This is a genomic window from Halorubrum vacuolatum, from assembly GCF_900188065.1.
In the GTDB taxonomy this organism is placed as follows: domain Archaea; phylum Halobacteriota; class Halobacteria; order Halobacteriales; family Haloferacaceae; genus Halorubrum; species Halorubrum vacuolatum.
Map to the genome: position 1 here is coordinate 243,044 of NZ_FZNQ01000003.1, position 22,957 is coordinate 266,000.

Annotated in this window: 27 protein-coding genes, 1 tRNA gene and 1 pseudogene; 13 read left to right on the plus strand and 16 right to left on the minus strand. The window is 65.0% G+C overall.

Annotated features, from left to right (window positions below; translation table 11 throughout):
• The first annotated feature begins 15 nt into the window (after positions 1-15).
• The 3 genes and pseudogenes from CHB65_RS05290 to CHB65_RS05300 all read left to right on the plus strand — a co-directional run.
• Positions 16-88: transfer RNA gene (locus CHB65_RS05290), tRNA-Gln, on the plus strand.
• Positions 89-429: 341 nt separating this feature from the next.
• A complete protein-coding gene (locus CHB65_RS05295; protein WP_218818917.1) occupies positions 430-879 on the plus strand; it encodes a pyridoxamine 5'-phosphate oxidase family protein in 450 nt (149 codons plus the stop codon).
• A 77-nt stretch (positions 880-956) separates the two neighbouring features.
• A pseudogene (locus CHB65_RS05300) lies at positions 957-1,127 on the plus strand (AbrB/MazE/SpoVT family DNA-binding domain-containing protein); the annotation flags it as partial.
• Between the two features lie 89 nt (positions 1,128-1,216).
• On the opposite strand, the gene CHB65_RS05305 reads toward CHB65_RS05300, so the two are convergent.
• On the minus strand, positions 1,217-1,996 hold the full coding sequence (locus CHB65_RS05305; protein WP_089384009.1) for a DUF429 domain-containing protein: 780 nt from the start codon (positions 1,994-1,996) through the stop codon (positions 1,217-1,219).
• A gap of 60 nt (positions 1,997-2,056) precedes the next feature.
• The gene (locus CHB65_RS05310; RefSeq protein WP_089384010.1) at positions 2,057-2,455 is read right to left on the minus strand and encodes a hypothetical protein; all 399 of its coding nucleotides are present in this window, start codon (positions 2,453-2,455) and stop codon (positions 2,057-2,059) included.
• A gap of 55 nt (positions 2,456-2,510) precedes the next feature.
• Here CHB65_RS05310 and CHB65_RS05315 point away from each other — a divergent pair, with 55 nt between their 5' ends.
• A complete protein-coding gene (locus tag CHB65_RS05315) occupies positions 2,511-2,720 on the plus strand; it encodes a hypothetical protein (protein ID WP_089384011.1) in 210 nt (69 codons plus the stop codon).
• Positions 2,721-2,827: 107 nt separating this feature from the next.
• Complete coding sequence (locus CHB65_RS05320; RefSeq protein WP_089384012.1) at positions 2,828-3,253, plus strand: universal stress protein; 426 nt, start codon at positions 2,828-2,830, stop codon at positions 3,251-3,253.
• Between the two features lie 81 nt (positions 3,254-3,334).
• Here CHB65_RS05320 and CHB65_RS05325 read toward each other — a convergent pair whose 3' ends face one another.
• The 10 genes from CHB65_RS05325 to CHB65_RS05370 all read right to left on the minus strand — a co-directional run bounded on the left by CHB65_RS05325 (position 3,335) and on the right by CHB65_RS05370 (position 11,247).
• A complete protein-coding gene (locus CHB65_RS05325; protein ID WP_089384013.1) occupies positions 3,335-4,393 on the minus strand; it encodes a hypothetical protein in 1,059 nt (352 codons plus the stop codon).
• Positions 4,390-4,872 (minus strand): FlaD/FlaE family flagellar protein, encoded by a 483-nt coding sequence (locus tag CHB65_RS05330; protein ID WP_089384014.1) that lies wholly within the window; start codon positions 4,870-4,872, stop codon positions 4,390-4,392. The genes CHB65_RS05325 and CHB65_RS05330 overlap by 4 nt, the downstream gene beginning before the upstream one ends.
• A 148-nt stretch (positions 4,873-5,020) precedes the next feature.
• Complete coding sequence (locus CHB65_RS05335; RefSeq protein WP_089384015.1) at positions 5,021-5,518, minus strand: zinc ribbon domain-containing protein; 498 nt, start codon at positions 5,516-5,518, stop codon at positions 5,021-5,023.
• A gap of 67 nt (positions 5,519-5,585) precedes the next feature.
• Positions 5,586-6,245, minus strand: a complete 660-nt coding sequence (gene hisH, locus CHB65_RS05340) for an imidazole glycerol phosphate synthase subunit HisH (RefSeq protein ID WP_089384016.1) — start codon at positions 6,243-6,245, stop codon at positions 5,586-5,588.
• Positions 6,246-6,300: 55 nt separating this feature from the next.
• Positions 6,301-7,440 carry a PhnE/PtxC family ABC transporter permease gene (locus CHB65_RS05345; RefSeq protein WP_089384017.1) on the minus strand — a complete coding sequence of 380 codons (1,140 nt, stop codon included), beginning with the start codon at positions 7,438-7,440 and terminating at the stop codon, positions 6,301-6,303.
• A 43-nt stretch (positions 7,441-7,483) separates the two neighbouring features.
• The gene (locus tag CHB65_RS05350) at positions 7,484-8,269 is read right to left on the minus strand and encodes a phosphonate ABC transporter ATP-binding protein (protein ID WP_089384018.1); all 786 of its coding nucleotides are present in this window, start codon (positions 8,267-8,269) and stop codon (positions 7,484-7,486) included.
• 25 nt (positions 8,270-8,294) lie between these two features.
• Positions 8,295-9,422 (minus strand): PhnD/SsuA/transferrin family substrate-binding protein, encoded by a 1,128-nt coding sequence (locus CHB65_RS05355; RefSeq protein WP_089384019.1) that lies wholly within the window; start codon positions 9,420-9,422, stop codon positions 8,295-8,297.
• 242 nt (positions 9,423-9,664) lie between these two features.
• Complete coding sequence (locus CHB65_RS05360) at positions 9,665-10,303, minus strand: uracil-DNA glycosylase (protein ID WP_089384020.1); 639 nt, start codon at positions 10,301-10,303, stop codon at positions 9,665-9,667.
• A gap of 147 nt (positions 10,304-10,450) precedes the next feature.
• A complete protein-coding gene (locus tag CHB65_RS05365) occupies positions 10,451-11,044 on the minus strand; it encodes an endonuclease dU (RefSeq protein WP_089384021.1) in 594 nt (197 codons plus the stop codon).
• Positions 11,044-11,247, minus strand: a complete 204-nt coding sequence (locus tag CHB65_RS05370; protein ID WP_089384058.1) for a DUF5786 family protein — start codon at positions 11,245-11,247, stop codon at positions 11,044-11,046. The genes CHB65_RS05365 and CHB65_RS05370 overlap by 1 nt, the downstream gene beginning before the upstream one ends.
• 150 nt (positions 11,248-11,397) lie before the next feature.
• Between CHB65_RS05370 and CHB65_RS05375 the strand changes: the two genes are divergently transcribed.
• Both CHB65_RS05375 and CHB65_RS05380 read left to right on the plus strand, forming a co-directional pair.
• Positions 11,398-12,024, plus strand: coding sequence for an MBL fold metallo-hydrolase (locus tag CHB65_RS05375; RefSeq protein WP_089384022.1), 627 nt, complete (start codon positions 11,398-11,400; stop codon positions 12,022-12,024).
• Between the two features lie 67 nt (positions 12,025-12,091).
• On the plus strand, positions 12,092-12,289 hold the full coding sequence (locus CHB65_RS05380) for a DUF5800 family protein (protein ID WP_089384023.1): 198 nt from the start codon (positions 12,092-12,094) through the stop codon (positions 12,287-12,289).
• Positions 12,290-12,319: 30 nt separating this feature from the next.
• Here the strand turns inward: CHB65_RS05380 and CHB65_RS05385 are convergent, their stop codons facing one another.
• Positions 12,320-12,667 carry a VOC family protein gene (locus tag CHB65_RS05385; RefSeq protein WP_089384024.1) on the minus strand — a complete coding sequence of 116 codons (348 nt, stop codon included), beginning with the start codon at positions 12,665-12,667 and terminating at the stop codon, positions 12,320-12,322.
• Positions 12,668-12,833: 166 nt separating this feature from the next.
• Between CHB65_RS05385 and CHB65_RS05390 the strand changes: the two genes are divergently transcribed.
• Positions 12,834-13,592, plus strand: coding sequence for a DUF1028 domain-containing protein (locus tag CHB65_RS05390; protein ID WP_089384025.1), 759 nt, complete (start codon positions 12,834-12,836; stop codon positions 13,590-13,592).
• Between the two features lie 6 nt (positions 13,593-13,598).
• Here CHB65_RS05390 and CHB65_RS05395 read toward each other — a convergent pair whose 3' ends face one another.
• Both CHB65_RS05395 and CHB65_RS05400 read right to left on the minus strand, forming a co-directional pair.
• Positions 13,599-14,468 carry an endonuclease/exonuclease/phosphatase family protein gene (locus CHB65_RS05395; protein WP_089384026.1) on the minus strand — a complete coding sequence of 290 codons (870 nt, stop codon included), beginning with the start codon at positions 14,466-14,468 and terminating at the stop codon, positions 13,599-13,601.
• Between the two features lie 109 nt (positions 14,469-14,577).
• The gene (locus CHB65_RS05400; protein ID WP_089384027.1) at positions 14,578-15,057 is read right to left on the minus strand and encodes an RNA-binding protein; all 480 of its coding nucleotides are present in this window, start codon (positions 15,055-15,057) and stop codon (positions 14,578-14,580) included.
• Between the two features lie 141 nt (positions 15,058-15,198).
• Between CHB65_RS05400 and CHB65_RS05405 the strand changes: the two genes are divergently transcribed.
• The 3 genes from CHB65_RS05405 to CHB65_RS05415 all read left to right on the plus strand — a co-directional run bounded on the left by CHB65_RS05405 (position 15,199) and on the right by CHB65_RS05415 (position 17,459).
• Positions 15,199-15,540 carry a DUF7562 family protein gene (locus CHB65_RS05405; protein ID WP_089384028.1) on the plus strand — a complete coding sequence of 114 codons (342 nt, stop codon included), beginning with the start codon at positions 15,199-15,201 and terminating at the stop codon, positions 15,538-15,540.
• A 61-nt stretch (positions 15,541-15,601) separates the two neighbouring features.
• Positions 15,602-16,900, plus strand: coding sequence for an RNB domain-containing ribonuclease (locus tag CHB65_RS05410; RefSeq protein WP_089384029.1), 1,299 nt, complete (start codon positions 15,602-15,604; stop codon positions 16,898-16,900).
• Between the two features lie 94 nt (positions 16,901-16,994).
• Positions 16,995-17,459: a hypothetical protein gene (locus CHB65_RS05415; protein ID WP_089384030.1), complete on the plus strand. Its 465-nt coding sequence runs from the start codon at positions 16,995-16,997 to the stop codon at positions 17,457-17,459.
• A gap of 38 nt (positions 17,460-17,497) precedes the next feature.
• Here CHB65_RS05415 and CHB65_RS05420 read toward each other — a convergent pair whose 3' ends face one another.
• Positions 17,498-18,775: an MFS transporter gene (locus CHB65_RS05420; RefSeq protein WP_089384031.1), complete on the minus strand. Its 1,278-nt coding sequence runs from the start codon at positions 18,773-18,775 to the stop codon at positions 17,498-17,500.
• Positions 18,776-18,960: 185 nt separating this feature from the next.
• Between CHB65_RS05420 and CHB65_RS05425 the strand changes: the two genes are divergently transcribed.
• Positions 18,961-20,778: a PAS domain-containing protein gene (locus CHB65_RS05425; protein WP_089384032.1), complete on the plus strand. Its 1,818-nt coding sequence runs from the start codon at positions 18,961-18,963 to the stop codon at positions 20,776-20,778.
• Positions 20,779-20,840: 62 nt separating this feature from the next.
• Complete coding sequence (locus CHB65_RS05430; RefSeq protein ID WP_089384033.1) at positions 20,841-21,797, plus strand: cation diffusion facilitator family transporter; 957 nt, start codon at positions 20,841-20,843, stop codon at positions 21,795-21,797.
• Positions 21,798-22,957 lie beyond the last annotated feature (1,160 nt).

Consider the following 22,957-nt stretch of genomic DNA (forward strand, 5'->3'; position numbering starts at 1 on the left):
GAAAGGGATAACCGAAGTCCCGTGGTGTAGTGGCCAATCATAATGGCCTTTGGAGCCATTGACGGCGGTTCGAATCCGCCCGGGACTATCCTGTCGCGAGCAACTCCGCGAGCGACAGATATCTTCAGCGGATTCGAATCAGGGAGCAGCTTTGCTGCGACCGTGGTTCGAATCCGCCCGGGACTATCCGGCTGCGAACACGTTCGTGAGCGGTTCAAACACGACCGTGAGCGGTTCAAAAACGCGGGGAGAAGGGCGTGAGATTCTCGTATGTATTCCTCGACCAATACGCGTTACTCTCTGCGCTGAGAATTCGCCTTTGTGGTTGCCGTCTTGACGTCCATTCGGTCCAGCGGCTGACGACACGGCGGCTCCCATCCGGTGGCATCGTGACTGAGATTTATATCCGATCGTGTCTGTAGCTAACACATGGCGGATCACTATGGTTTAGTGGGAGGCGAGATGGACGCGTCCGCGATCGACGACGCACTGAGGGAGATCGGCCTCGGCGTGCTTTCGATGAGCGCTGATGGCGTGCCGTATGGAGTGCCGATATCCTTCGGGTACGACGGCAGCGATACGCTGTATTTCGTCTTTATCGACCAGAGTGTCGACCTCCGGAAGGAATCCTATGCCGAACGGAGCGATCTGGCGAGCTTCACCGCGTACGATGTCAACCCTGATGGCTCGTGGAGAAGCGTGATCGTCTCGGGGAGCCTCGATCGCATCACCATCGACGAGTGGGACGCTGCCCGTGAAGCGTTGGCGGGCAACGCCTATCGATCAAACCAGTTCGAACGGTACGAGATCGACGAGAACCCCAACGTCTGGGCGCTCGATATCGACGATCGGTCCGGACGTGCCGTCGGCCAGCGGTAACACAACGAACACCGACGCTCCGTCGGGTCCCGTCGTCGCCGTCGGTGAGGTCTGACCGGTGCCAAGAGCTTTTTACTCAACTCTCCGACCGCGTGGCGCTGATCCCGCTTCGGGACGATCCGATCGCGGGCCTCCGCGATGCTGTTGGAGACGCGTTCGAGGGGAAACCGGTCGCCGAGATCAAACGCGAAGCCCGGGATGCAACGCGCGAGGACGCCGTCGCGGCGTTCACCGAGCCGCAGGCATGATCCCCGCCGATACGGATCTTCATAGCGGTCTTGCGATCGCAGGTTTCGCTGGTATCCTCACCCCACGAGGGTAATCGGTCGTAGACGGACTACTCAAACGGCTCCGTTTCCGCTCCCGAGCCCGGATAGACGATCTCCATCGGCACGTCGAGTTCCGGGTCGATCCCCGCATCTTCGTCGGGCAACGTCGGGTACGGGCGGTTCTCGCTTCGCGGCCCGAGGTCGAGCGTCGCGGCGGTCGCCGCGAGGACGGCCGCGTCGACGACGTCGTCGAGGGCGCTTCTGGGGAGTCGCTCGTGCCACTCGGTATCCTCGCGACGCGTCTTTATTACCTCCGAGACGGTCCCGTACAGGTCCTCCATTCCGGGGATCGACGCGAGCACGTCGAGTCTGGCTTCGATCCCGTCGTCGTCGTGTTTCGTCTCCAACGCGCCGCCCGCGAACGCCGCGAAACAGCACTCGGGATGACCCTCGTAGATCCGGTCGCGGGCGTCGGGGCGGGTTCGCAGGAGGGCATCGACCGCCCTGATGCGCGGAAAGAGCCACCAACTCTGGCTGCTGATCCCGGCCCCGTGTCTCTCGCGGGCGACATCATAGTCGTCGCTCTCGACGGCTTCCCGACAGGGGATCGAAAAGACGGTGCTGCCGCGCCCGCCGAGATATTCGCTTGCGGCGCGATCACAGCCACGGGTCGCGCCACGATCGGGTGGCAGTCCGATGGGGATATCGATGAGGACGGCGCGCGCGTCCCGCCCGTGGGCATCCCAGACGTTCAGGATCGAGGGCTCCGTCGTCACACGGGTCCGATCGCCGGCTTCGACGACGACCCAACGTCCGCCGGCCCAATCGACGCCGAGGTGGGTGGCCATGATCCTGCAAGGCGCCACAGCGGATTTGAGTGATCGGGTGGCCCGACCTTCCCCGGACGGTCAGGGGTCACCCGGATAGCCGTCAGCGGTCGGGCTGAGATCGAGCACGTCAACCGGGCCGAGCGTGAGCGCATTCGGCTGATATCGCCCCCGAGGTGGTCGATAGCCTGCGGCCTCGAGGACGGTTTCGACGACCGCCTGCGTCTCCGCTCGGACGCCCATCGTCTCCGCCACCGAGGCGACGTCGTGCTCGACGCAGTGGATCGTCTCGATCTCCCACGAGTAATCGCCGTAACAGGAGAGCGCCACGGTGACGGCGTCGCCGGCGGTCAGCGTCTCACCACACGTCCGACAGCCGATCGTCGCCGTGCCGAAGTCCTGTTTGACCGCCAGGCTCTCGACGACCAGCCCGGTGAACGCCGCGGCGAGTTCCGCCTCGGACGGTGACCATGCGGGCATCGTGAACCGATCCGTGCCGCGTAGATATATATCCCTCTCGCTCCGACCACGACGCATGGAGCCGCGAGCCGACGGATCGCTCGTCCCGGAGGAGAACCGGAAATGGTTCCGGCTCGGCGTCGCCGTCGCCGTCGCTTGGGTCCCGGCGACGCTCGCGCTGCTCGTGTTGTTCGAGTTGGATCCCGCCCTCGGGCTGGCGGGCGTCGTCGTCGGGGGAGTGGTCTTCGGGATCGCCTTCACCGTCTTCGTCCTGTACGTGTATTGAGCCGAGGACGTGCCCGATACGTTTTCGTTGTGGGAAGCACCGCGTTCCGTTCGACATCCATCCCTTCATTAGGAAAATTTATGACATACATCGACCGATCCATCCGTATGTACACGATTCTGATGGCCGTCGGCGCCGAGCGGGACCCCGCGAAATACGCCGCCGAGGCGGTCTCGGCGTTTCCCGGGAGGGACGCGTTCTCCGTTATCGTCTTAAACGTCCAGCGGGAGTTCGAGGCGGTCGGGGAAGGCGGGCGGGTGCGGTCGGCGGACCTCTACGATGAGGCCGCCTTCCCGGAAAGCGTCGACCTCGCGGTGTCGATCCTCGAGGACGCCGGCATCGACACCACGAAACGGCGGGCACACGGCGACCCCGCCGAACGGATCCTCGATGTCGCCGCGGAACGGGACGTCGATCAGATCGTCATCGGAACGGAGAATCGCTCGCCGGCGGGCAAGGCGCTGTTCGGAAGCGTGATGCAGTCGGTGATCCTCGATACGGAACTTCCGGTGACGGTCATCAGCCGCGATTGATGTGACGCGGTCGTCCGATCGATCGGGATCGGTTCCAGCCGTTCGATGACCGTCCGAAAAGACCGTCCTCGGCCGACGTTCTCAGACCAGCCGCTCGGCGATACGGGCCGCCCCTTCGGCGGCCGCCGTCGCGGGGTCCTCGGGTGAGACCACGTCGACGTCGCGGTCGAGCTCTTCGCTCAGACGGTTCTCGAATTCGTCGGTGAGCCCAGGGATACATGCCATCCCGCCGGTGACGGCGATGGGCCGTCCGAGCGCCAGCTGGTAGGGCTTCATGTGGTCGTTGGCGAGTTCGGGAAGGAACTCGTTGGCGACCACGTTCACCGCGTCGTCGATGTAGCGGTCGACGGGGTCGCGTACGCCTCGGTCGACGGTGAATTCGTGGCTGCCGCCGCCGGGCTGCTGGACGACGTCCGTGAACGGCTCGAACCCGTAGACGTCGGCGTGGTCCTCTTTGTACTCCCGGGCAGTCGTTCGGTCGATGTGGACGCGTCCCTGCGTCTCCTCTTCGACCGCCGAGACGATCCAGCGGTCGACCTCGTTACCCGTGACCGAGCCGGTCGAAAACGGCGAGAGCTGCTCGCCGCGACGGTACGCACAGGCTTCGAGCGTCGTCGAGCCCATGTTGATCGAGACGAACACCTCATCGACGGCCTCGAGGCCGTCGCCGTAGGCGGGGATCGCGCCACAGAGCGATTCGGGGAAGCTCCGTGTCTCCGCCTTGCCGACCGTCGACTCCTCGATGACGGTCTTGAGGTTGTTGACCCCGGTTTCGTTGTCGATAGTGGGAACGGCATAGACGACGACGCTCTCTTCGGGCACGTTGTGTGCGCTCACGAGCGCTTCGAAGAACCGTTTGGCGTCCGCGACGCTCGCGTCGTCCTCAGGTAACCCCGACCGAAGCATAAACCGTACCGTGTCGGGATACTCGGTGGCGGCATCGTGTCCGTACAGGACTCGCTCCTCGCCGGTGATGGCGTCCTCGTAGGTCGCCAAACAGGTGAGCGTCATCTGTCGTTCACGGCCGCCGCGGCCGTCGGGTAGGTCGAGCACCGTCCGGGTGCTGCCGAGTTTGACGCCGACCGGGGCCGGCTCGTCGATACCATCGAAGTCAGTGGTGTCGTCTGTGTCGTCGCTCATGGGTGTTCACTCGCACACGAAACGAGCCGGACGAGGGAGACGAGGCTGATCCGATGGTCGGCGGGGGTGAACGGCCGATCGTGCCGCGGTGGCTCGTAGCCGGGAAGCCGGCGTGTGAGCGTCTTCGCGACCGCCGGGGTTATCCACCCGATCTCGGCGTAGTACGACAGCGCGTCGCGGCTCCTGAGGTGGCCGCCGACGTCGACGAGGTAGCCGAGCCAGTCGGCGATCTCGTGTTCCGCCGCCGGCGAACTCGGCACCGCCGTGAGATACGGCCGTTCGCCGTCGGTGACCTTCCGCAAGTTACGCTGACGTAACAGGATCTCGGTGAACGCGGCCGAGCGTGCCGCCTGCTCGGCTCGGTTCCGATTCGGTAAACGGAGCGGCCGCTCCCGAGGCGCTCCATCGGCGGTCGCTCGCGTTCCTCCCGCGAGCGACCGCAGCTCCCGTACGTCGTAGTGCCGTGGATTCAGACTCATGTTCCGTCCGTCGTTCGCGTCCGTACCGGAGACGTTTCGCGCCCGCTATATGAGGATTTGCCTTCGAGTATCGAATCTGATATCCCAGTAGGATGTGGGCCTCACGGCGAGGATAGCATCGCGTCGCTCATCGGTGGGTATGCCCGTCTCAGTCCGCACTGTTCGGACCGGGCAGCGGCTCCGTACACCAGTGACAGAAGTCGATCTCGGCGTCGGTTTCGCGCCCGCAACTCGGACATTTCACCGTCGGGACGCCTTCGTCGTCCGCCGTCATGCCGTCGTCGGTCGGCTCGCCACTCGTGTCGTTCCCCGCACCGACCGTTTGTCCACCCCGTCGGGTTCGCGAGTTCGTCGTCGCCTCCGTGGCGTCCGCGCGCCCGACGAGGTACGCATCGAGCGCGGAGAGGCCGACGAGGAACGTCACCGGGACGGAGACCTCGACCGGCACCGCCGCGGTGAACGCGCTCGGATCCGCGAGCGGGTCGCCGGGCTCGACGTCATAGAGGACGAACAGCGCGACCGTCCCCCCGACGATCGTCACATGCCACACCAGCGCGCGACCCCACTGGCGTAAGACGAGATGACCGAGTCCCGGCAGGACGATGGCCAGAAACGCGGCAAGAAGCGGTCGAAGGCGGTCTCGCATTGCCGTGGGCTTTCGGCGGCGGCTACTTACCGCCTGCGGTGTCCGTCGGATCGGCCCGCCGTTCCGCTCACCGCTCCGCGCAGTACTCGACGAAGTTCCGGAGTATCCGCAGCCCGGTCTCCCCGCTTTTTTCGGGGTGAAACTGCGTTCCGAAGACGTTTCCGGCCTCGTTGGCGATCACGGCCGGGAAGTCGACGCCGTAGTCGGCGGTCGCCACCACGGCATCGGCGTCGTCCGGTTCGGCGTAATAGGAGTGGACGAAGTAGGCGTACTCGCCGTCGACGCCCTCGACGATCGGGTGATCGCGGGTCACTGCGAGTTCGTTCCAGCCCATGTGTGGCACCTTGCGGTCCACGTCGAACCGGACGTTGGTTCCGGGAACGAGGTCGAGACCGGTCACCTCCCCTTCGCCCTCGTGGTCGGCCTCCTCGCTGGAGGTGAGAAGCATCTGCATCCCGAGACAGATCCCGAACAGCGGTCGGCCGGCCGCCGCGTGATCGGTGATCGCCTCGCGAAGCGGGCCGGCGTTCTCCATCCCCTCGCGGAACGCCCCGACCCCGGGGAGGACGACGCCGTCTGCGGCCTCGAATGCGGCCGGGTCGTCGGTTATCTCCACGCCTGCGCCGGCCCGCTCCAGTCCACGGGTGACGGATCTGAGGTTCCCGAGGCCGTAGTCGATCACCACGACCTCGGCGAGCGTCTCCTCTGGTGGCTCGAAGGTGCTCATACTGTCCGTGTGCGAGCGAGCAAAAAAGCGATTTCCCTTCGGTCCCCGGCTACGCCTATTTAAGCGCTGACTCCGCCATACGCCGTGGGAAACCGGTGATAAGCTCCCAGAGGCTCATCTCGATGTCATCCGCTCGGAGCCGCGAGCGAAGTCGCTGGCTGAACAGCTCGACGGAGATGATGAGGATGAAGATCGAGATGAGCGTCGCCATCATGTTCGTAAACTGCAACAGGTTCTGCTGGGAGGTGACGATGAATCCCAGTCCACCCGCCCCGAGGACACCGACGGTGACGGCGATGCGGACGTTGATCTCGAAGATGTACAGCGTCCACGCAATGAAGGCGGTCCGAACCTGACTGAGCATTCCGAAGAACACGATCTGCGGTTTGCTCGCGCCGGTCGTCCGCATCGCCTCGATCGGCCCGTCCTCTATCTCCTCAAGCTCATCGACGAAGAGCCGTCCGAGGTTCCCGATCGTGTCGAACGCGATCGCCGTCGCCGCGGCTGCGGGACCGAGTCCCAGGAACGGAATGAAGATAAGCGTCCAGATGATGGCGGGGATCGCCCGAATGAACGACATCGTCCCACGGAAGATGAAGTTGAACGGGAACGGCGTCACGCGCTCGGAGCCGAGGGTCCCGAACACTAACGCGAAGGGGAACCCGACCATCGTTCCGACGAACCCCATCGCGAGGGTGATTCCCGCCTCACCGAATATCTGGAAGATCCCGAGTTCGGTGAAGAAGAACGCGTAGATGTCGGCGGTGCTCGGCGGCCACTGAAACAACAACCCACCGATCTCGGGGTCATACAGCAGGTTCTCGTGGCGCATGAACGAGATGTACTGTGTAAAATCGAGGAACGGGATCACATCGAAATAGAACGTGATCGGGAAGAACTCGCTCAGCGAATCGACGAAGGTTCCGAGCCGTGCGTCGGGGTCGAGAAGCTCCGTCGCAGCGAACGCCTGTACAGTGGTAAACGCGAGGAACCCGGCGAGTGCGACCCAGCCGACCGCTCGTCGCCGCCGTGTTTGCTTGATGTTCTCGAACTGCTCACGGATCCGCGTCGGCACATCCGAGGCCTGATCGTTTCGCACCCCGCCATCGCTCGCCGGCGTGTTTTTTGCGTCCACCGTCGGTTTCGCGCCGGTCCCCTCCGTCTCGTTGTCTCCGCGTCCATCGTCGGTGCTCATTCGTGGATCGACCTCGTTTGTGCGCCGAGTCGGTCGGTTCGGCTCACGTCGCTGCGGCCTCCTCGTTCGTCTCCTTCGAACGATTTCCGTCGGTTGCGAACATTCCTTCGGTGTCGATGTCACCGTAGAGGTCATCGATGACGTCGATGGTGAGGTCCTCGCGGTAGCCGTCGAACACCTTCCGCCCGTCCCGCAGTCCGATGAACCGGTGGCCGAACTTCCGGGCGATGTTGACCTGATGGAGGCTACAAAACGTCGTCAGGTCTCGCTCCTCGGAGGCGGTTCGGAGGCACCCCATCACGCTCTGTGCGCTTCCCGGGTCGAGGCTCGCGACGGGCTCGTCAGCCAGCAGGACGTCCGGCCGCTGGACCAACGCGCGGGCGATGCCGACCCGCTGTTGTTGTCCACCGCTCATCCGCCGTGCCTTCTGTTCTGACTCCTCCAGCAACCCGACGGTATCGAGCGCCTCGAGCGCGCGATGCTTCTCGGAGGTGTCCTGCAACTGGAGGACGCTTGAGAGGAACCCGGTGCGGTGAATCCCGCCGGAGAGCGCGTTCGAGTACGCCGACATATCGCCGATGATGTTGTGTTGCTGGAAGATCATCGCCACCTCCGGTCTGGGCGACGTCATCGGTTCGCCGTCGATCACGATCCGCCCCTCGGTGGGTTGAAGCAGCCCGCTCATCGTCCGGAGGAGCGTCGACTTCCCGGACCCGGAGACGCCGAGGACGATGACGAACTCGCCTGCGGGCACCTCGAAGGAGACGTCATCGAGGGCGACGACATCCCCGTAGCGTTTGGTCACTCCGTCCACTTCGATATAACTCATGAGTAAAACGAGTTATTCAGCTGGCTTACAGGTCGCCCCAATCCAATCCGAGCTCTTGGCCGAGCTCGACGATCGGGTCGAAGTCCTCGTGCGATGCCTCCACCACGCCACTGAACCAGAGTTCGTGATCCTCGACGAGCTGGCGGTCGCTGAGTTCGTCGTCGCTGAGGTCGTCCTCGTCGGCATCGAGGACGCTCGGGTCGACGTTGAGCGCCTCGGCGACGTCGGCCATCGAATCGTGTTCGAACGCCTCCTGGGGGGCGTCGATCATCAATTGGGTGAGCTCGTCCTTGATCGACTCCTCCCAGGCCGCGTTGCTCACGATGGGCGCTCGCGGGATCGGGTCGGAGACGCCGAGAAGTTGGAGTTCGGGCTCACGCGTCCCGGCATCGTCGTACTCGGCGGAGATGTCGACGAAGTCCTGGGACATCTCGTCGAACTGCTCCTGTGGAACGTGCGCGGCCGTCGAGAACGCGCCGGTGCCGGCGGCGGCGATCCGGTCGTCCTCGATCATCTGTTCGCGGGCGGTCGTGTGGTCGGACGTTCGCAATTCGAAGTCATCGGGCGAACCGCCGGGCGCACTGCCGATGTCGAGTCCGGCGTTTCGGAGGGTCAAAAGCGGGAACAGCGTCCCGGAGACGGAGGTCGGTTCCGCGGTCGCGACGGTTTCGCCTTCGAGATCCGATAGCTCCTCGATACCACTGTCTGGCGTCGTCGTAATGAGCGAGAAGTACTGCTCGGCCCCAAACGCGACGCGCATCCCCGTCACATCGATCTCCTCGGGAACCTGCGCGACTGCGCCGGGTGAGGTGTCCGCGAAGACGCGGTCATCCTCTTCCGCCCGTCGGAGTTCCTGAATGGTACCGGAGTAGTCTGCCGTCGGCTGGCCGACGATCTCCACGTCGGCCTCGGACTCGAGGTATCGGAACAGTGGCTGATACTGGACCTCGATGTCGATCGCTTCCTCCGCCGGGTTCATGATCCAGCGGATCTCGGTCACGTCATCCACGTCGCCCGCGGTTGCGCCGTCATCAGCGCCCGCGTCGTCCGCGCCCGCATCGTCGTCAGCACACCCTGCAAGGCCGATGATTCCCGCCGCCCCAGCGGCTTTAACAAATCTCCGTCTGTTCGCCGACCACCTGTTGTCGGACATAAATGAGCCTTTTCGCGAGCCAGTAAATGGTTTTCTATGTTCTCTATGGTGTCCTCCCCTGAACATTGGTCTCACGGCCGGAGGTGCCGAAATCCGATGATTTTGTGTACGGCTGATCGAGGATTCGGCCACGACTCTGGTGAAATACGACGAGCAGTCACCGTGTCCTGAATTCGACTTCCGATAGTCGAATACTCCTCACACGGATGACCGTGGCCGTCGATCGTTCATCCGGTCGCGCTTCAAAACTCGCCGAGCCGCGACTGCCCGCCGTCCGTCGACTCCCCGAGCCCCGAGAGGTCGGCCGCATGGGCGATCGTCTGGAAGAAGCCGTCACGCTTGCTTCGGTCGTACAGCGTCGCCGCCGGATGCACGGAGAGCAACACCCGGCGTGGACGGTCGCCGATCCGCACGTCGACGACGGATCCCGACTCGGCCGTGATGCCCACCGACCGGTCGAGGAGGTGCTCGCTCGGCACCTTCCCGAGGGTGACGATCAGCTCGGGGTCGAGCCGGTCGACCTCCGTCTCGAGGTATCCTCGGCAGTTGGCGAGCTCCGTCGTCGTCGGATCGCGGTTCTCGGGCGGGCGACAGCGCACACAGTTGGTGATCCGCACCTCCGATCGGTCGATGCCGGCCGCCCGAAGCGCCTCATCCAGCACGTCGCCGGATCGACCGACGAACGGCTCGCCCTCGGCGTCCTCGTTCGCGCCCGGACCCTCCCCGAGGAACAGCAGGTCGGCGTCGGTCGGCCCGACGCCGTTGACGATCCGGCTTCGTGACTCGACGAGCGCAGGACAGCGCTCACACGACTGGACACACAGCGACCCGTCGAGGACGTCGCGTCGATTCGTATCCTCGACCGGATCTCGCTCTTTCATGCATTTGGCGGTGGTCGGAGCGATAATAAGTGCGGCCGATCCGTGTCGACTCGTCCCGATCAGCGTCGCTCTCGAATCATATGATCAGCGTCGCTCTCGAATCATATGATCAGCGTCGCTCTCGACTCGTATCGATCGGTGTCCGCCTCACCGCTCGACCGCCGACCGGTGTGCCCCCGCCGCGATCTTTGCTATGCGAACCGGTTCCGGCCGGCGGAACCCCTCGCGGACGAGCGCACGGATCGTCGCCTCCGGGTCATCACCGTTCGTCGCCGAGCCCTCCCGTGTCGCCCCGACGGATCGGACGAAGATCGGGACCGATCCGTCGCGGTCCCCTCCGGGCTCGACCCGTCGCCGTGGCGGGAGGCGACGATAGACGGCGAGCCGTTCGGCGAGTGCGGATCCGTCGAAGGCCGCCCGCAGCGCGGGCTCCAACCCGGGGCTTTCCTCGTAGCTCACCGCAAAGACGGGTCGGCCGGTCGCCTCGTGGATCCGATGAAGGTCGAGGAGGTTGAACCACGCGGGAGCGACCCCGGCACAACAGATCCGACGGATGTCCTCGCGGTCGAGCGATTCGAAACAGCGGATCACCGCGTCGGTGGCGTCCGTGCCGCCGACCGTACACGTCTCGAAGGCGAGTCCATCGAGGGTTCCGTTCGCCCGGACCACCGCCCCGGCGAGCCGGCTCCGTCGCTCGCCGTCGGAAAAGGCGACGCCGAGGGTCCGGCTCCCCGGACGCACTACGGCTCCGCCGGTTCGTCCGCGTCGTCCCCCGTTTTGATCGCCGCGAGCCGGTCGAGCAGCTCGTCGGTCGACGCGCCGGGTTCGTACTCGACTGAGCCCCGGTGTGTTTCGCGGCTCGTCTCGATGGCGTCGTCGTCGCCAACGTCAGTTCCGTGTGGTCGGTTCCCCTGTTCGGCTTCGTCGTAGCTCCCGAAGCCCATGTCCATGTGAACGTACTCGCTCGCTCGGCATAAATCTCGGGCTCTCCGACCGCTTCCGCGACGGCCTGGTCCGGGGGGAATCCGGGGCGACATCGTCGCCCGACCCCGAATGACTCCACCTTTTTCAACGCCGCGGTCGTGGGGACGCGCATGGAACCGATCACCGTCACCGCGGACGCCGAGGAGTTCACCTGCAACGCGTATCTCGTTCCGGGGGACGCCCCCACGCTCGTCGACGCCGGCTCGATGCCGGGCGTCGCAGACGTCATCACCGAGCACGTCGACGAACTCGACCGGGTCGTCTTGACCCATCAACACGGCGATCACGTGGGCGAGCTCGACGCCGTCCTTGACCGGTTCGATGCGACCCTGTTCGCCTACGGCGACCATCCCCGCCGTGACGTCGCCATTGAGGACGGCGACGAGGTGCTCATCGGGGACGAACCCTGCGAGGTGGTCTACACGCCCGGCCACGCCGCCGATCACGTCACCTTCCTCGGGGAGGAGCGGCTCTACAGCGGCGACGTCGTCGTGTATAACGACGGGGCGTTCGAGGACGGCTCCTTCGGCCGCACGGACCTCGCCGGTCAGTCACGCGAACGGCTCATCGCGAGCCTCGACACGCTCCTCGAACGGCTTCCGGACACCCTGCAGGCGATGTATCCCGGCCACGGCGACGTCTATCGTGCGGCCGACGGCGACGAACCGGTTCGGGCCGTCATCGAACGCGCCCTCACGCGCGCCGAGCGTCGCGAGCCGAAGTATCCCCAGGAGTGAGGCTATCGGACGTGACACCGGCGTCGGGAGCACGGCCCTTATACCCGTCCGGGGGATAGCCGTGGATATGTCCACGCGTCTCACCTTCACCGACGACGGCGCCGAGGTCGTCTATCGGGGGACCGAGTTCACCCTCGAGAAGGAGCTCATCGAGGAGGCGACCGGAAAGCCGTATCACGACGTCACCGATCACGAGGTGTTGCGGATCGTCGATGAGGACCCGGTCTTCGACGGCGAGCCGGTCCGGATCGGCGACGTCCTCTGACCGACGGATCGTCCGTCGACCGTCCGGCCTTTATAAGTCAACCCCGCCGAGGAACGCCTGACACTCCACGGTCCGCCCCTCGGGGTCGTCCGCGAAGAACTGGTAGATGTCGTATTTCGGGTTCCCGTGTGGTTCCTCCCGGGCCACGTCGGACAGCCGCTCGTGGGCGCGGTCGACCGCGTCGCGGTCGGGGTAGACGAACGTGAGTATCCCGCAAGTATCCGCGCTCTCGCGCGCACAGAAGCCGAACCGGAAGTCGCCGTAGCCGAGGATCGTACAGTCCGGCTGTTCGATCCGCACCTCCGCGTCCAACCGTTCGACGTAGAACTCGACGACCGCATCGAGCCGCTCCGTGGCATAAAAGACGATCCCGTCCATGTCCGCGTCGACTCCCGGGCGATAGATAAAAGCGCACCCGCCAGCGGCCCGTTTCCCCGCGTCGCATCCGTTCGTACCTGTTCCGAAAACGGACCGCCCGGGTCGTCACCGCACGTTCGTTGCCGTCGGCTGCACGCTTTTTACCCGACCGGACGCAGAATCAGCCATGACGTTCAGCATCTGCGTCCGTGAGCGGTACACCGACGACTCCGGCGCGGATCAGGTTCGGTTCGGCGTGGCGGTGACGACCCGGCTTCCGGCCGTCGGGACGCTCTGCCCGTTCGTCTCCGAGCACGGCGCGGTGGCGACACAGTCGCTCGTCAACGTCGACCTCGGGCGTCGGGGGCTCGCGTATCTCGAGGACGGGCTCGCGATCGGCGACGCGCTCGAAGCCCTGCTCAACGCGGACAAGGGGCGGGAGGGGAGACAGGTTCACGGGATCGACGCCGAGCGGACGTTCGCGTTCTCCGGCGACGACTGCGTCGGGTGGTACGGCCACGACCTCGGCCAGAACTTCACCGTCGCCGGCAACATGCTCGTCGGCGAGGCGGTGATCGAGGAGACGGCGGCGGCGTACGCCGCGGACGCACACGGCGAGCGACCGTTGGCCGAGCGGCTCATCGACGCGCTTTCGGCGGGCCACGCGGTCGGCGGCGACAAACGCGAGGACCTCCCGGTGCAATCGGCGGCCCTGAAGGTTGCGACCACCGAGCCGACCCCGATGGGTGAGCCCCTGTACAACGACCTTCGTGTCGATGCGACGGAGACGCCGATCGACGACCTGCGGGCGACGTTCGAGGCCGCAAAACGTGGCTGGGAGGACGCGATGGATCGCTACGCCGACGCCTCCGAGGCGGACTCGATCGACGGGGCCGCCGAACCGGACGCCGAGGAACCCGTGGAGAGGACCGATCCGGACCGGTGAGCGGGCTCAGTAGCGAAGCCTCGCGAGCACCGGGAGGTGATCGGAGGGATACCGTCCCCGATCGTCGCGGTCGGCGAGGGTCGCGAACGCGTCGACCTCGACGCCCGGAGAGACGAGCACGTGGTCGATCCGCCGGTTCGCGATCAGGGTCTCGAAGTCGGTGACGCTCGTCCTCGGTCCGTGTCGAAGGCTCGCAGCCGCGGCCGCGTCGACGAGCGTGCCCCCATCGCTTCCGGGCTCGACCGAGGGGTCTCCGGCCTCGACGCCGTCGCTTCCGCCGATCAATGCTCGATGCGGCGGCGACCCTGCGGTGCAGTTGAAGTCGCCGACGAGCACGACCGGCCGGCCGTCCGCGAGCCTCGGGAGTCGCCGGCGGATGAGCCGGGCGCCTTCGAGCCGGGCACGCTCGCCCTCGTGGTCGAGGTGGGTGGTGAGAAACAGGATGCCGTCGTCCGCGTCCTCACGCTCCCCGCCGACCTCACGCTCTCCGCCGTCGTCGTTCCCCCGCGGTTCGACGTGCGCCCACGTCGCGATCCGGGGATGTGTCGCGTCCCAGCCCGTGGACGGTTCATTGGGTGTGTCGGAGAGCCAGAAGGTGCCGCTATCGACGATCCGCCAGCGGTCGCGTCGTACCGCGATCGGGCAGGCTTCCCCCGTTCCGTCCGCGCGTCGGCCCCGTCCGACGAACTCGTATCCCGGGAGGGCGGCTTCGAGATCCCGCCGCTGTTCCGGCAGCGGCTCCTGCAAGCCGACGACGTCCGGATCGTGAAACCGAACGAGCGCCGTGAGTCCCTCCCGGCGCATCGACCAGACGTCGTGGTGGTCGTACCGGTTGGCATAGCGCACGTTGTAGCTCATCGCCCGGAGCCGTGTCATCGATACACGGATCGCCGGCGGGCGGGTAAAAGATGCGGGATCGACGCCGCCGGACCGGCCGTCGGAGGCGGGGTGTCACCGGGTTCGGAACGTGGCGGTGCCCGTCGCATCAGATGGAGAACGCGTAGAGGTCGTCGCCGACGTGATGGATCGACTCGACGACCTTTCCGCTGTCGCCGACCATGTCGTCGCCGGCGACGAGCGCCCGTCCGACCGCGAGCACCTTACCGTGGGTCTCCTCGGCGATGGCGACGAGGTCTCCGGCACGAATGGCCCCGTCGGCGTCGACGATCCCGGGGCGCATGACGTCGGCGCCGTCCGAGACGAACGAGACGGCGCCGGCGTCGACGGTGACGATCCCGGTCTCCGGCGGATGGACGTTCGCACCCTTGACGGTGAGGAACGGCTCGCCGTCGACGTAGAACACGAGCGGCTCGCCGTCGACGAGGACGACCTCGTAGTCGGCGTCGACGAACTCGACGCGCTCGAAGGCGTCGCCCGTTACGTCGACGCCCAGCCCGTCCGCGACCGCCTCGCGAACCTCGTCGATGTCGTCGCTTCGGAGGTGATGGCGGGATTTGACCTGCATGCACTGGTCGTCGGCCGCTCGGCCGATAAATGGACCGTTCCGCGTCGCCGTTATGGGGCGTTGCGGTCACGCTTCCACCCGCGTCGGACGGGCGTCAGCCGCGCACCAAACGCTAAGTAGACGGGGGTCGAGTGATGTGATATGTGGCGCTCCCGGAGAAGCCGGGACCGGCGGACGGTGATCTGCATCGCGTGTGGGGAGTCGGTACTCCGTGAGGACGCGCGCGAGTACGACAAGGAGGGAAACCGCTGGGATCGGCGGGATAAGGAGTTCGAGTATCTCTGTACCGACTGCGACGACCAGATCTGTCATCAGCCCCGCGACGGCCTCGAATCGCTGATCCTCTCCATCGAGTCCGATGGCCTCTCGCAAGAGGAGTTCCTCGATCGGTACGCCGAGGCGGTCGTGGCGGATCTCGACTCGGCCGACTCCGGCGATCCCGACACGGGGGGCTCCGGGACGCGGTCGGGACGCGACCGGTAGGCACTGCTTCGGTGTGGCCACCCCGACAGGCCTTTCTAACGGACGCCCGTTGGTCAACGTCATGAGCGACGACGAGCCGAAACCCGGGTCCGCCGAGGACCAGGGCCCCGTGCGGATCGACGAGGAGCTTGCCCGCCACCTGGCGAACAAACGCGAGGAGCTGTTCGAGGAGTTCGGGATCCGCGACGAGTTTCCGGCCGAGGTCTTAGCGGAGGCGGAAGCGCGAACCGAGGGGGTCGAAGCGGAGATCGACGAGGCCGTCGCCGAGCGGCAGGACCTCCGGGATCTGACCACGTGGACGACCGACCCGGTCGACGCACAGGACTTCGACGACGCCATCTCGATCCGCCGCGAGGAGGACTGCTATCGGCTCTGGGTCCATATCGCCGACGTGACCCATTACGTCACGCCCGACACCGCCATGTGGGATGAGGCGGTCAAGCGCGCGAACACGGTCTATCTGCCGGCGTACACGATCCACATGCTGCCGCCGATCCTCGCGGAGACGGTCTGCTCGCTCGTGCCCAACGAGGACCGGCTCGCACACACCGTCGAGATGGCGATCGACGACGAGACGCTCTCGTTCGAGACCATCGATATTTATAAATCGGTCATCCGCTCGGACGAGCGGCTCACCTACAAGCAGTGTGAGGAGCGTCTCGATGACCCCTCCCTTCCGCTCGGCGCGGAGAACGAACTCGCGTTCGAACTCGCCGACCGCATGCACGAACAGCGGAAGGAGGACGGATCGCTCGTCTTGAACCCCCGCCGCGACCGTGCGCACACGATCATCGAGGAGTCGATGCTCAAAGCGAACAAGGCGGTCACGCACACGCTGATGTGGGATCGCGGGGTCGAGGCGATGTATCGGGTCCACCCGCAGCCGACGCCCGACCAGTGGGACAAGGCGCTTCGGGAGATCCAGGAGCTCGATTCGGTGTCCATTCCGGGTTCCTCGTGGGACGATCCCCGCAAGGCGGTCAACGCCGCCTTGGAGGCCGCGCCCGACAGACAGCTCAACAAGATCCAGCGGGCCGTCCTGCGCGTGATGCCCCGGGCGAAATATATGAACGACCCGTTCGGCGGCCACCACGCGCTCAACTTCGACATCTATGGGCACTTCACCTCGCCGATCAGGCGGCTCTCGGATACGATCAACCACTGGATCGTTCACGAACACGACGTCCCGGAGACCCTCCTCGAACTCTGTGATCACGCCTCGGACAAACAGAAGGACGGCGAGACCGCCGAGCGGCTGTATAAGCAGTTCCTCCAGGAGGTCGGGCTGGACCCCTACGCCGTGAACAATCGGGGCTTGGAGATCGTCGAGGACCCCGACGAGGCGGCCCACACCGCCTGAGCCGGCGGAGCGGTCGGTCGACATCGCACCCTCGACATCGTTCCCCGACATCGATCGTCCATGGGTATAGGTTCCTGCGGCCCGTAACTGACGTATGGACGAGAGAGACGAACACCACGAGAAGCGTGCCGAGAACGACCCGGAACGTGACGCCGAGCGTGCCGCGACGGTCGGCGGCTTCGCCGGCGCGGTCCTCGGCGCGAAGGGCGGACCGGTCGGTGCGGGGATCGGTGCAGTCATCGGCGGATCGACCGGGTATGCGGTCGGCTACGCGCTGGCGCGGGCCGAGAGCGAGCGTCGCCACGATCACGACACGACCCTCGAGGACTATGGCGTCGATGTCGGGATCGGAGACGAAGGTGCTTCGGGCGATCCCACAGACGACGCCGACGACGGCCCGGTTCGTATCGACGTCGACGGTCCCGATGAGGGCTCCGCGGATGAGGCGGGCGGCAACGGCTCCGAGGACGACGGCGACGGCTCCGAGGACGACGATGACGGTGACACCGAAGCTAACGACGATCCTGCGGACGACGACGAAACCGCCCGGGATCGCTAACTTCCACCGTGTCGTCCGTTCGATGCCTGCGTCGACCCTCAATCACGTCGCGTGCCATATCGACCGACGGCGGCGGCCGATATCGCACCTGCGGCGGCGATGATCGCGAGGATGATAAATAGCTCGCGCGATCCCGCGACCGTGAGCACCGTTCCGGCGATTCCGGCCCCGAGCGCACCGATACCGAAGATCGCGAGGTAGGTGTAGCCGAACGAGAGCCCCCGTGAGTCCGGATCGGAGTAGGCGGCGACGGTCGCCTGTGAGAGCGGCTGGATCATGAACAGCGCCACGCCGAGCAACAGCGAGACGGCGAGGAAGGTCGGGACGGCGGCGCTCGCCGGCACGAAAAGCAGTGCGAGCGCCGTGAGCACCCCCATGACGTATATCAACCCACGCTCGGGGGCGAGGCGGTCGGCGATCCGTCCACCCATGTACTGTCCCGCCACGCCGACCGTCAGGATCGCCACGTAGAGGTAGCGGGCGGGATCGAACTCGTCGGCGAACGGGCTGTCCGGGTCGATGAGGTCGAACTCGATCAGCCCGGCGAGCGTTTCACCAAGGAGATCCGGAAGGAAGGTGAGGAAGGCCCGGTAGTAGAGCCCGCTGAACGTGACGAAGAACAACACGAGCACGAACCCGAGCGTGAACAGCGTCCGGGTGTCGGCGAGAAACGTCGCGGCCGAGATCTCGCCTTTCGAACGGGACCGCTCGGCTTCGGGGTCCCCCGTCCCGTCCGTGGATCCACTCGCTTCGTCCGCCGGCAGCGCCGATCTGACGTCGACGGTGACGCCGTATGCGGCGACGACGAGCGCCGGGATGGCCAACAGCCCGGCGACGACTCGCCAGTCGAACGCCATAAGCAAGAGCGCGGTCGCGAGTGGCCCGAGCGCGATGCCCAGATTCCCGCCGATCCCGTGGTAGCCGAGCGCGATGCCACGCCGATCGACGGCGTTCGAGAGCAGCGCGAGTCCGGCTGGATGATAGACGCTCGCGGTGAGCCCCCACGCCGCGATGGCGACCGCGAGCGTTCCCAGCGTCGGGGCCAAGCCGGCGGCCACGAACGCGGCCGCCATCCCGATCAGACACGCGAGGATGAGCGGCTTCGACCCGAACCGATCGACCAACACGCCGCCGGGCAGCGCGCCGACGCCGAAGAGGCCGTAACCGACCGTCACCACCACGCCGAGCGCCGCCGCCGTCGTCGAGAACTCCGCGATCCAGACCGTCAACAGGATCGGGATGGACAGCTCGTAGGTGTGAACGAGGCCGTGGGCAGCCGCGGTGAACGTCACGATCCGGCGCTCGTCGTCGTCCATATCCCGGAGTTCCTCCGGCGCCGGATAACGGTCGCGATCGCCCCGTGGTTTGCCGGAAGTGGGATGAATCGTTCAGCAATTGTCATCCTTTTCAGCTGATCGGTCGACATACGGGTCCCGCCGGATCCTTTCGTGAGCAACCGATCCAAGTAATTATGCCCACTCACCGGTGATATTCATTCGTTATGCAGTCCCCCGAGACGGTTACCGATCCCACCGTCGTCGTCCGAAGCGATGGGACTCTCGGCTACGCGAACGCCGCCGCACGCGCGCTTTTGGATGTCGATCCGAATGAGACGCTCGTCGGCACCTCGATCCTCTCGTACGTCGCCGCCCCGTATCACGCCCCGCTCACCGACCAGCTTCGCCGGGTCACTGCGGGGGATGCCACGGCGATCGGCCTCACGATCGAGATCGATCCATCGGGGAGTGATTCAGCGGTCGATGAATCCGCTTCACCGGAGGGGGATTCCGCAGCCGGCGAACACGATCGTGAGCTCATCGCGCTCCAGACGCCCGTCGAGTGGGAGGGCGAGGCGGGGGTTCAGATGCTGCTTTTTCCGACCACGACGCGGCTGCCGACCGGCCTCCCCGCCCGAACGATGGACGCCTCACCGATCGGGATCTCCATCGCGGACGCGACACGGGAGGACGAGCCGCTCATCTACGTGAACGACGGCTTCTGTGATCTGACCGGCTACGATCGCAAGGAGGTCCTCGGGCAAAACTGCCGGTTTCTCCAGGGCGAGGACACGGACCCAGAGACGGTCGCGGCGATCCGTCAGGCGATCGATGATCGGGAGCCGATCACGACCGAACTCCGAAACTACCGCAAGGACGGCACGATGTTCTGGAACCGGCTCTCGATCACACCCATTGAGGACGAATCGGGATCGGTGACGCACTTTCTCGGCTTTCAGGAGGACGTCTCCGAGCGGAAGGTCTACGAGCGCGAGAAGGAACTCTTCACGAAACAGGCCGACTCCGTCGACCAAGCCGTCTTCATCACCGACGCCACGGGGACGATTCGGTACGCCAACCCGGCGTTCGAACGGCTCACCGGCTACACGATCGACGAGGCTATCGGTCGGACTCCGCGACTCCTGAAATCCGACCAGCAGGACGAGGCGTTTTATCGGGAGCTGTGGGAGACGATCACCGCTGGTGAGGTGTGGGAGGCCGAACTGACGAATCGGCATAAATCCGGGGAGCTGTACCCCGTCAACCAGAAGATCGTCCCGATCACGAACGCCGAGGGAACGGTCACCCATTTCGTCGCCATCGAGGAGGACATCACCGACTCACAGTTCATCGAACAGGTCCTCCACGTGATGGATCGCGTGTTGCGCCACAACGTTCGGAATTCGGTCACGGCTATCGACGGGTATGCGGAGTTGCTTGAGGGGGAACTGGAGGCCAGCGAACATCGTGCAGCCGTCCAGACCATCCGCCAACACGCGACGACGCTGAGCAAGCTGAGCGAGGAGATCCGACGGATCCAGGACCGATTTATGAAACGTGAGGCGCAACCTGACCTCTCCGTCGGCGAGATCAAGACGTTCGTGCATGAGTGGGGAACGGCGCATCCGGAAGCCGTGATCGAACTGTCGACGGACGCCCCGGCGGACACGCTCGTCCAGAACGGCAGTCTCCTCCAGTTGGCGATCGACGAAGCCCTCGAGAACGCCGTCGTTCACACCGATCGGGGGACGCCGCGGGCGACGGTCAGCATCACCCTCGGTGCGGAGGACACCGAGGTCCGTATCGACATCGCCGACGATGGACCGGGCATTCCGGATAACGAATGGGACGTGATCATGAAACAGGCCGAGACACCGCTCTCACACGGCTCCGGGATCGGTCTATGGCTCATCTACTGGACGGTCACCGCGCTCGGCGGGACGATGGCGCGTGCGCCGAACGATCCCCGCGGTACGGTCCTCACCCTTCGTGTCCCTCTCGGTGGGACCCAACACACCGACGACTGGAATACGACCTCCTGATACGGCGTCGCCTCGGTCGTCGTTTCGGGAGGCATTTATCATCGTAGCGGCAACCCGAGCGCATGGCCCAGAGCGAGCGGCTCGTCGTCATCCTCGTCGCGATGGCGGCGAACGTCGCGCTCGCCCTGTTGAAATTCGGCGCGTTCCTGCTCACGGGAAGTCCGTCGATGCTCGCGGAGACGTACCACTCCATCTCCGATACGGGCAATCAGATCCTGCTGCTCGTCGGGATGTACTACAGCCGCAAGCAGGCGGACCGGCTCCACCCGTTCGGCTACGGGAAGGCCAGTTTCTTCTATGCCTTCCTGGTCTCCGTGCTGCTCTTCGGGATCGCCGGCTGGGAGAGCCTCACCCACGGGATCGATGCCCTCCGGTACGGCCTGCCGCTCGCCGGCGGCGACCTGACGGTCGGCGACCGGACGATCCCGGCCGTCTACGTCGCGTACGCCGTTCTGATCGTGACGATCCTCTTCGATGGGATCTCCTACTGGCGGGCCCGGGTCGCGCTCGACGAGGAGACCGACCTTAGGGGCTGGCGAAGCTTTCGGGAGGCGTTCGCGAAGACCAGCGACACGCCCGTTCTCGCGGTGTTAACGGAGAACGCGGTCGCGGCGGTCGGCGCGAGCATCGCGCTCGTCGCCATCTTCGCCTCGCAGGTGACGGGCAACCCCATCTTCGATGCGATCGGCGCGGTCCTCATCGGTCTGCTCCTCATGGGCTTCGCGATCCTGCTCGGGATCGAGAACAAACACCTGTTGATCGGCGAGGGGCTCGCTGATCGCCATCAGGACCCCCTTGAGGCGATCGCGGCATCGCACGATGGGGTGGTCGACGTCGCCGAACTCCGGACCGTCTACTTCGGCCCCGATAGCGTGCTCGTCACCGCCGACGTCGCGTTCCGTCCCGATCTGGATGCCGAACGGATCGACGAGCTCATCACCGAGATCGAGGCGGCGCTGCAGGAACGGGAGCCGCTGATCGAGAAGGTGTATATCGAACCCGAAGTGGCGGAGGGGTGATCCTCGCTGGCGACCCTGCGTTGACCCACGTTTGGGGGGTATATGGCCTTGTTGAGGTCCTTTGTCGCTGATAGAGTCACTATGTTAAGTGCTCAGTATAGGGGATCCAGCGAGTGATCCCGGACTCGATCGGCCGTTTATAAATCCCACCAACCGGGTGGTGAGACGATATATAATCCAGTCCATGGCGGTCGGCGCGCTCCGGTGAGCGCCCGGAGGGCGCGAACCCGAGCGCGAGGGAGCCCACGGCTGGCGTTCCCGCCAGCCGTGGCGAGGCTGGGGAGGCGTGAGGCTGCGGTGCAGGTGCGAGTTCAAGTACGGGGAAGATAGCGGCGATGGTGGTCGATCCTCTTTCGCCACTCCACGGAATAGTCCGGAACAGCGTCACCACTAATAAACAGTCACACAACTCCTCAGTACCGTTTATAAATAGCCCGAGCAAACAACCGCTCAATTCGCAGTTACCACCAACCGGATGTTTCAGCCGATACTGTATCTAAAAAAGATTCCAACTGAGCCGTTTATATATTGAACACCCTGATGTCCGGCTCGTCGACGGAGACAGCAAGCGGCTGGATACGAGCCGGTACGATGGGCTGAAGCGGGGCGTTCCGTGGGAGTTCAAGGCGACCCCTCGACGCCACGCGGACGGGCAACCGGGCAACTTCAAGGTTCATAAGAAGTACCACGATCGGCTCCAGCAGCAGGGCAGATGGTATGGATTCGCCGTGTACCGAGTTCGTGGGCGGGGAACGCAAATATTCAAGACGGCGACGGTTCCCGGCGTCGAGGCTACCGACCGTGCAGTGGCATGGCGGTGGGAGTCACCGGGGGAGTCAACAGGCGAAAATAGACATCAAATCGGTATTATCGCTGCCACGATGAGGAGAATCGGTTATAAAACACAAAGACCGCAAAGATCGAGGCTACTGCTAAAATCGCAAATACATCCGGCGCTGTTGATTCAATCATCCCCAGAATCGGATCACCAAACCCGTATATGCCATGTGTATATCTCCAATCGAATATAGCATACAGAATACCAACGATCAATATGACCGCAACTATACCCCTACCTACCTCCCACACTTTTTGGATCATGTTCCATTTTACATTTCCTTACTGAAAAATTTTCGCGAGCGCGCCAAGGGCGCGCGGAC

Bases quoted from the DNA above. Each gene is read 5' to 3' on its own strand.
- CHB65_RS05295 (WP_218818917.1), top strand. From the start codon at position 430: ATGGCGGATCACTATGGTTTAGTGGGAGGCGAGATGGACGCGTCCGCG.
- CHB65_RS05305 (WP_089384009.1), bottom strand. From the start codon at position 1,996: ATGGCCACCCACCTCGGCGTCGATTGGGCCGGCGGACGTTGGGTCGTC.
- CHB65_RS05310 (WP_089384010.1), bottom strand. From the start codon at position 2,455: ATGCCCGCATGGTCACCGTCCGAGGCGGAACTCGCCGCGGCGTTCACC.
- CHB65_RS05315 (WP_089384011.1), top strand. From the start codon at position 2,511: ATGGAGCCGCGAGCCGACGGATCGCTCGTCCCGGAGGAGAACCGGAAA.
- CHB65_RS05320 (WP_089384012.1), top strand. From the start codon at position 2,828: ATGTACACGATTCTGATGGCCGTCGGCGCCGAGCGGGACCCCGCGAAA.
- CHB65_RS05325 (WP_089384013.1), bottom strand. From the start codon at position 4,393: ATGAGCGACGACACAGACGACACCACTGACTTCGATGGTATCGACGAG.
- CHB65_RS05330 (WP_089384014.1), bottom strand. From the start codon at position 4,872: ATGAGTCTGAATCCACGGCACTACGACGTACGGGAGCTGCGGTCGCTC.
- CHB65_RS05335 (WP_089384015.1), bottom strand. From the start codon at position 5,518: ATGCGAGACCGCCTTCGACCGCTTCTTGCCGCGTTTCTGGCCATCGTC.
- hisH (WP_089384016.1), bottom strand. From the start codon at position 6,245: ATGAGCACCTTCGAGCCACCAGAGGAGACGCTCGCCGAGGTCGTGGTG.
- CHB65_RS05345 (WP_089384017.1), bottom strand. From the start codon at position 7,440: ATGAGCACCGACGATGGACGCGGAGACAACGAGACGGAGGGGACCGGC.
- CHB65_RS05350 (WP_089384018.1), bottom strand. From the start codon at position 8,269: ATGAGTTATATCGAAGTGGACGGAGTGACCAAACGCTACGGGGATGTC.
- CHB65_RS05355 (WP_089384019.1), bottom strand. From the start codon at position 9,422: ATGTCCGACAACAGGTGGTCGGCGAACAGACGGAGATTTGTTAAAGCC.
- CHB65_RS05360 (WP_089384020.1), bottom strand. From the start codon at position 10,303: ATGAAAGAGCGAGATCCGGTCGAGGATACGAATCGACGCGACGTCCTC.
- CHB65_RS05370 (WP_089384058.1), bottom strand. From the start codon at position 11,247: ATGGGCTTCGGGAGCTACGACGAAGCCGAACAGGGGAACCGACCACAC.
- CHB65_RS05375 (WP_089384022.1), top strand. From the start codon at position 11,398: ATGGAACCGATCACCGTCACCGCGGACGCCGAGGAGTTCACCTGCAAC.
- CHB65_RS05380 (WP_089384023.1), top strand. From the start codon at position 12,092: ATGTCCACGCGTCTCACCTTCACCGACGACGGCGCCGAGGTCGTCTAT.
- CHB65_RS05385 (WP_089384024.1), bottom strand. From the start codon at position 12,667: ATGGACGGGATCGTCTTTTATGCCACGGAGCGGCTCGATGCGGTCGTC.
- CHB65_RS05390 (WP_089384025.1), top strand. From the start codon at position 12,834: ATGACGTTCAGCATCTGCGTCCGTGAGCGGTACACCGACGACTCCGGC.
- CHB65_RS05395 (WP_089384026.1), bottom strand. From the start codon at position 14,468: ATGACACGGCTCCGGGCGATGAGCTACAACGTGCGCTATGCCAACCGG.
- CHB65_RS05400 (WP_089384027.1), bottom strand. From the start codon at position 15,057: ATGCAGGTCAAATCCCGCCATCACCTCCGAAGCGACGACATCGACGAG.
- CHB65_RS05405 (WP_089384028.1), top strand. From the start codon at position 15,199: ATGTGGCGCTCCCGGAGAAGCCGGGACCGGCGGACGGTGATCTGCATC.
- CHB65_RS05410 (WP_089384029.1), top strand. From the start codon at position 15,602: ATGAGCGACGACGAGCCGAAACCCGGGTCCGCCGAGGACCAGGGCCCC.
- CHB65_RS05415 (WP_089384030.1), top strand. From the start codon at position 16,995: ATGGACGAGAGAGACGAACACCACGAGAAGCGTGCCGAGAACGACCCG.
- CHB65_RS05420 (WP_089384031.1), bottom strand. From the start codon at position 18,775: ATGGACGACGACGAGCGCCGGATCGTGACGTTCACCGCGGCTGCCCAC.
- CHB65_RS05425 (WP_089384032.1), top strand. From the start codon at position 18,961: ATGCAGTCCCCCGAGACGGTTACCGATCCCACCGTCGTCGTCCGAAGC.
- CHB65_RS05430 (WP_089384033.1), top strand. From the start codon at position 20,841: ATGGCCCAGAGCGAGCGGCTCGTCGTCATCCTCGTCGCGATGGCGGCG.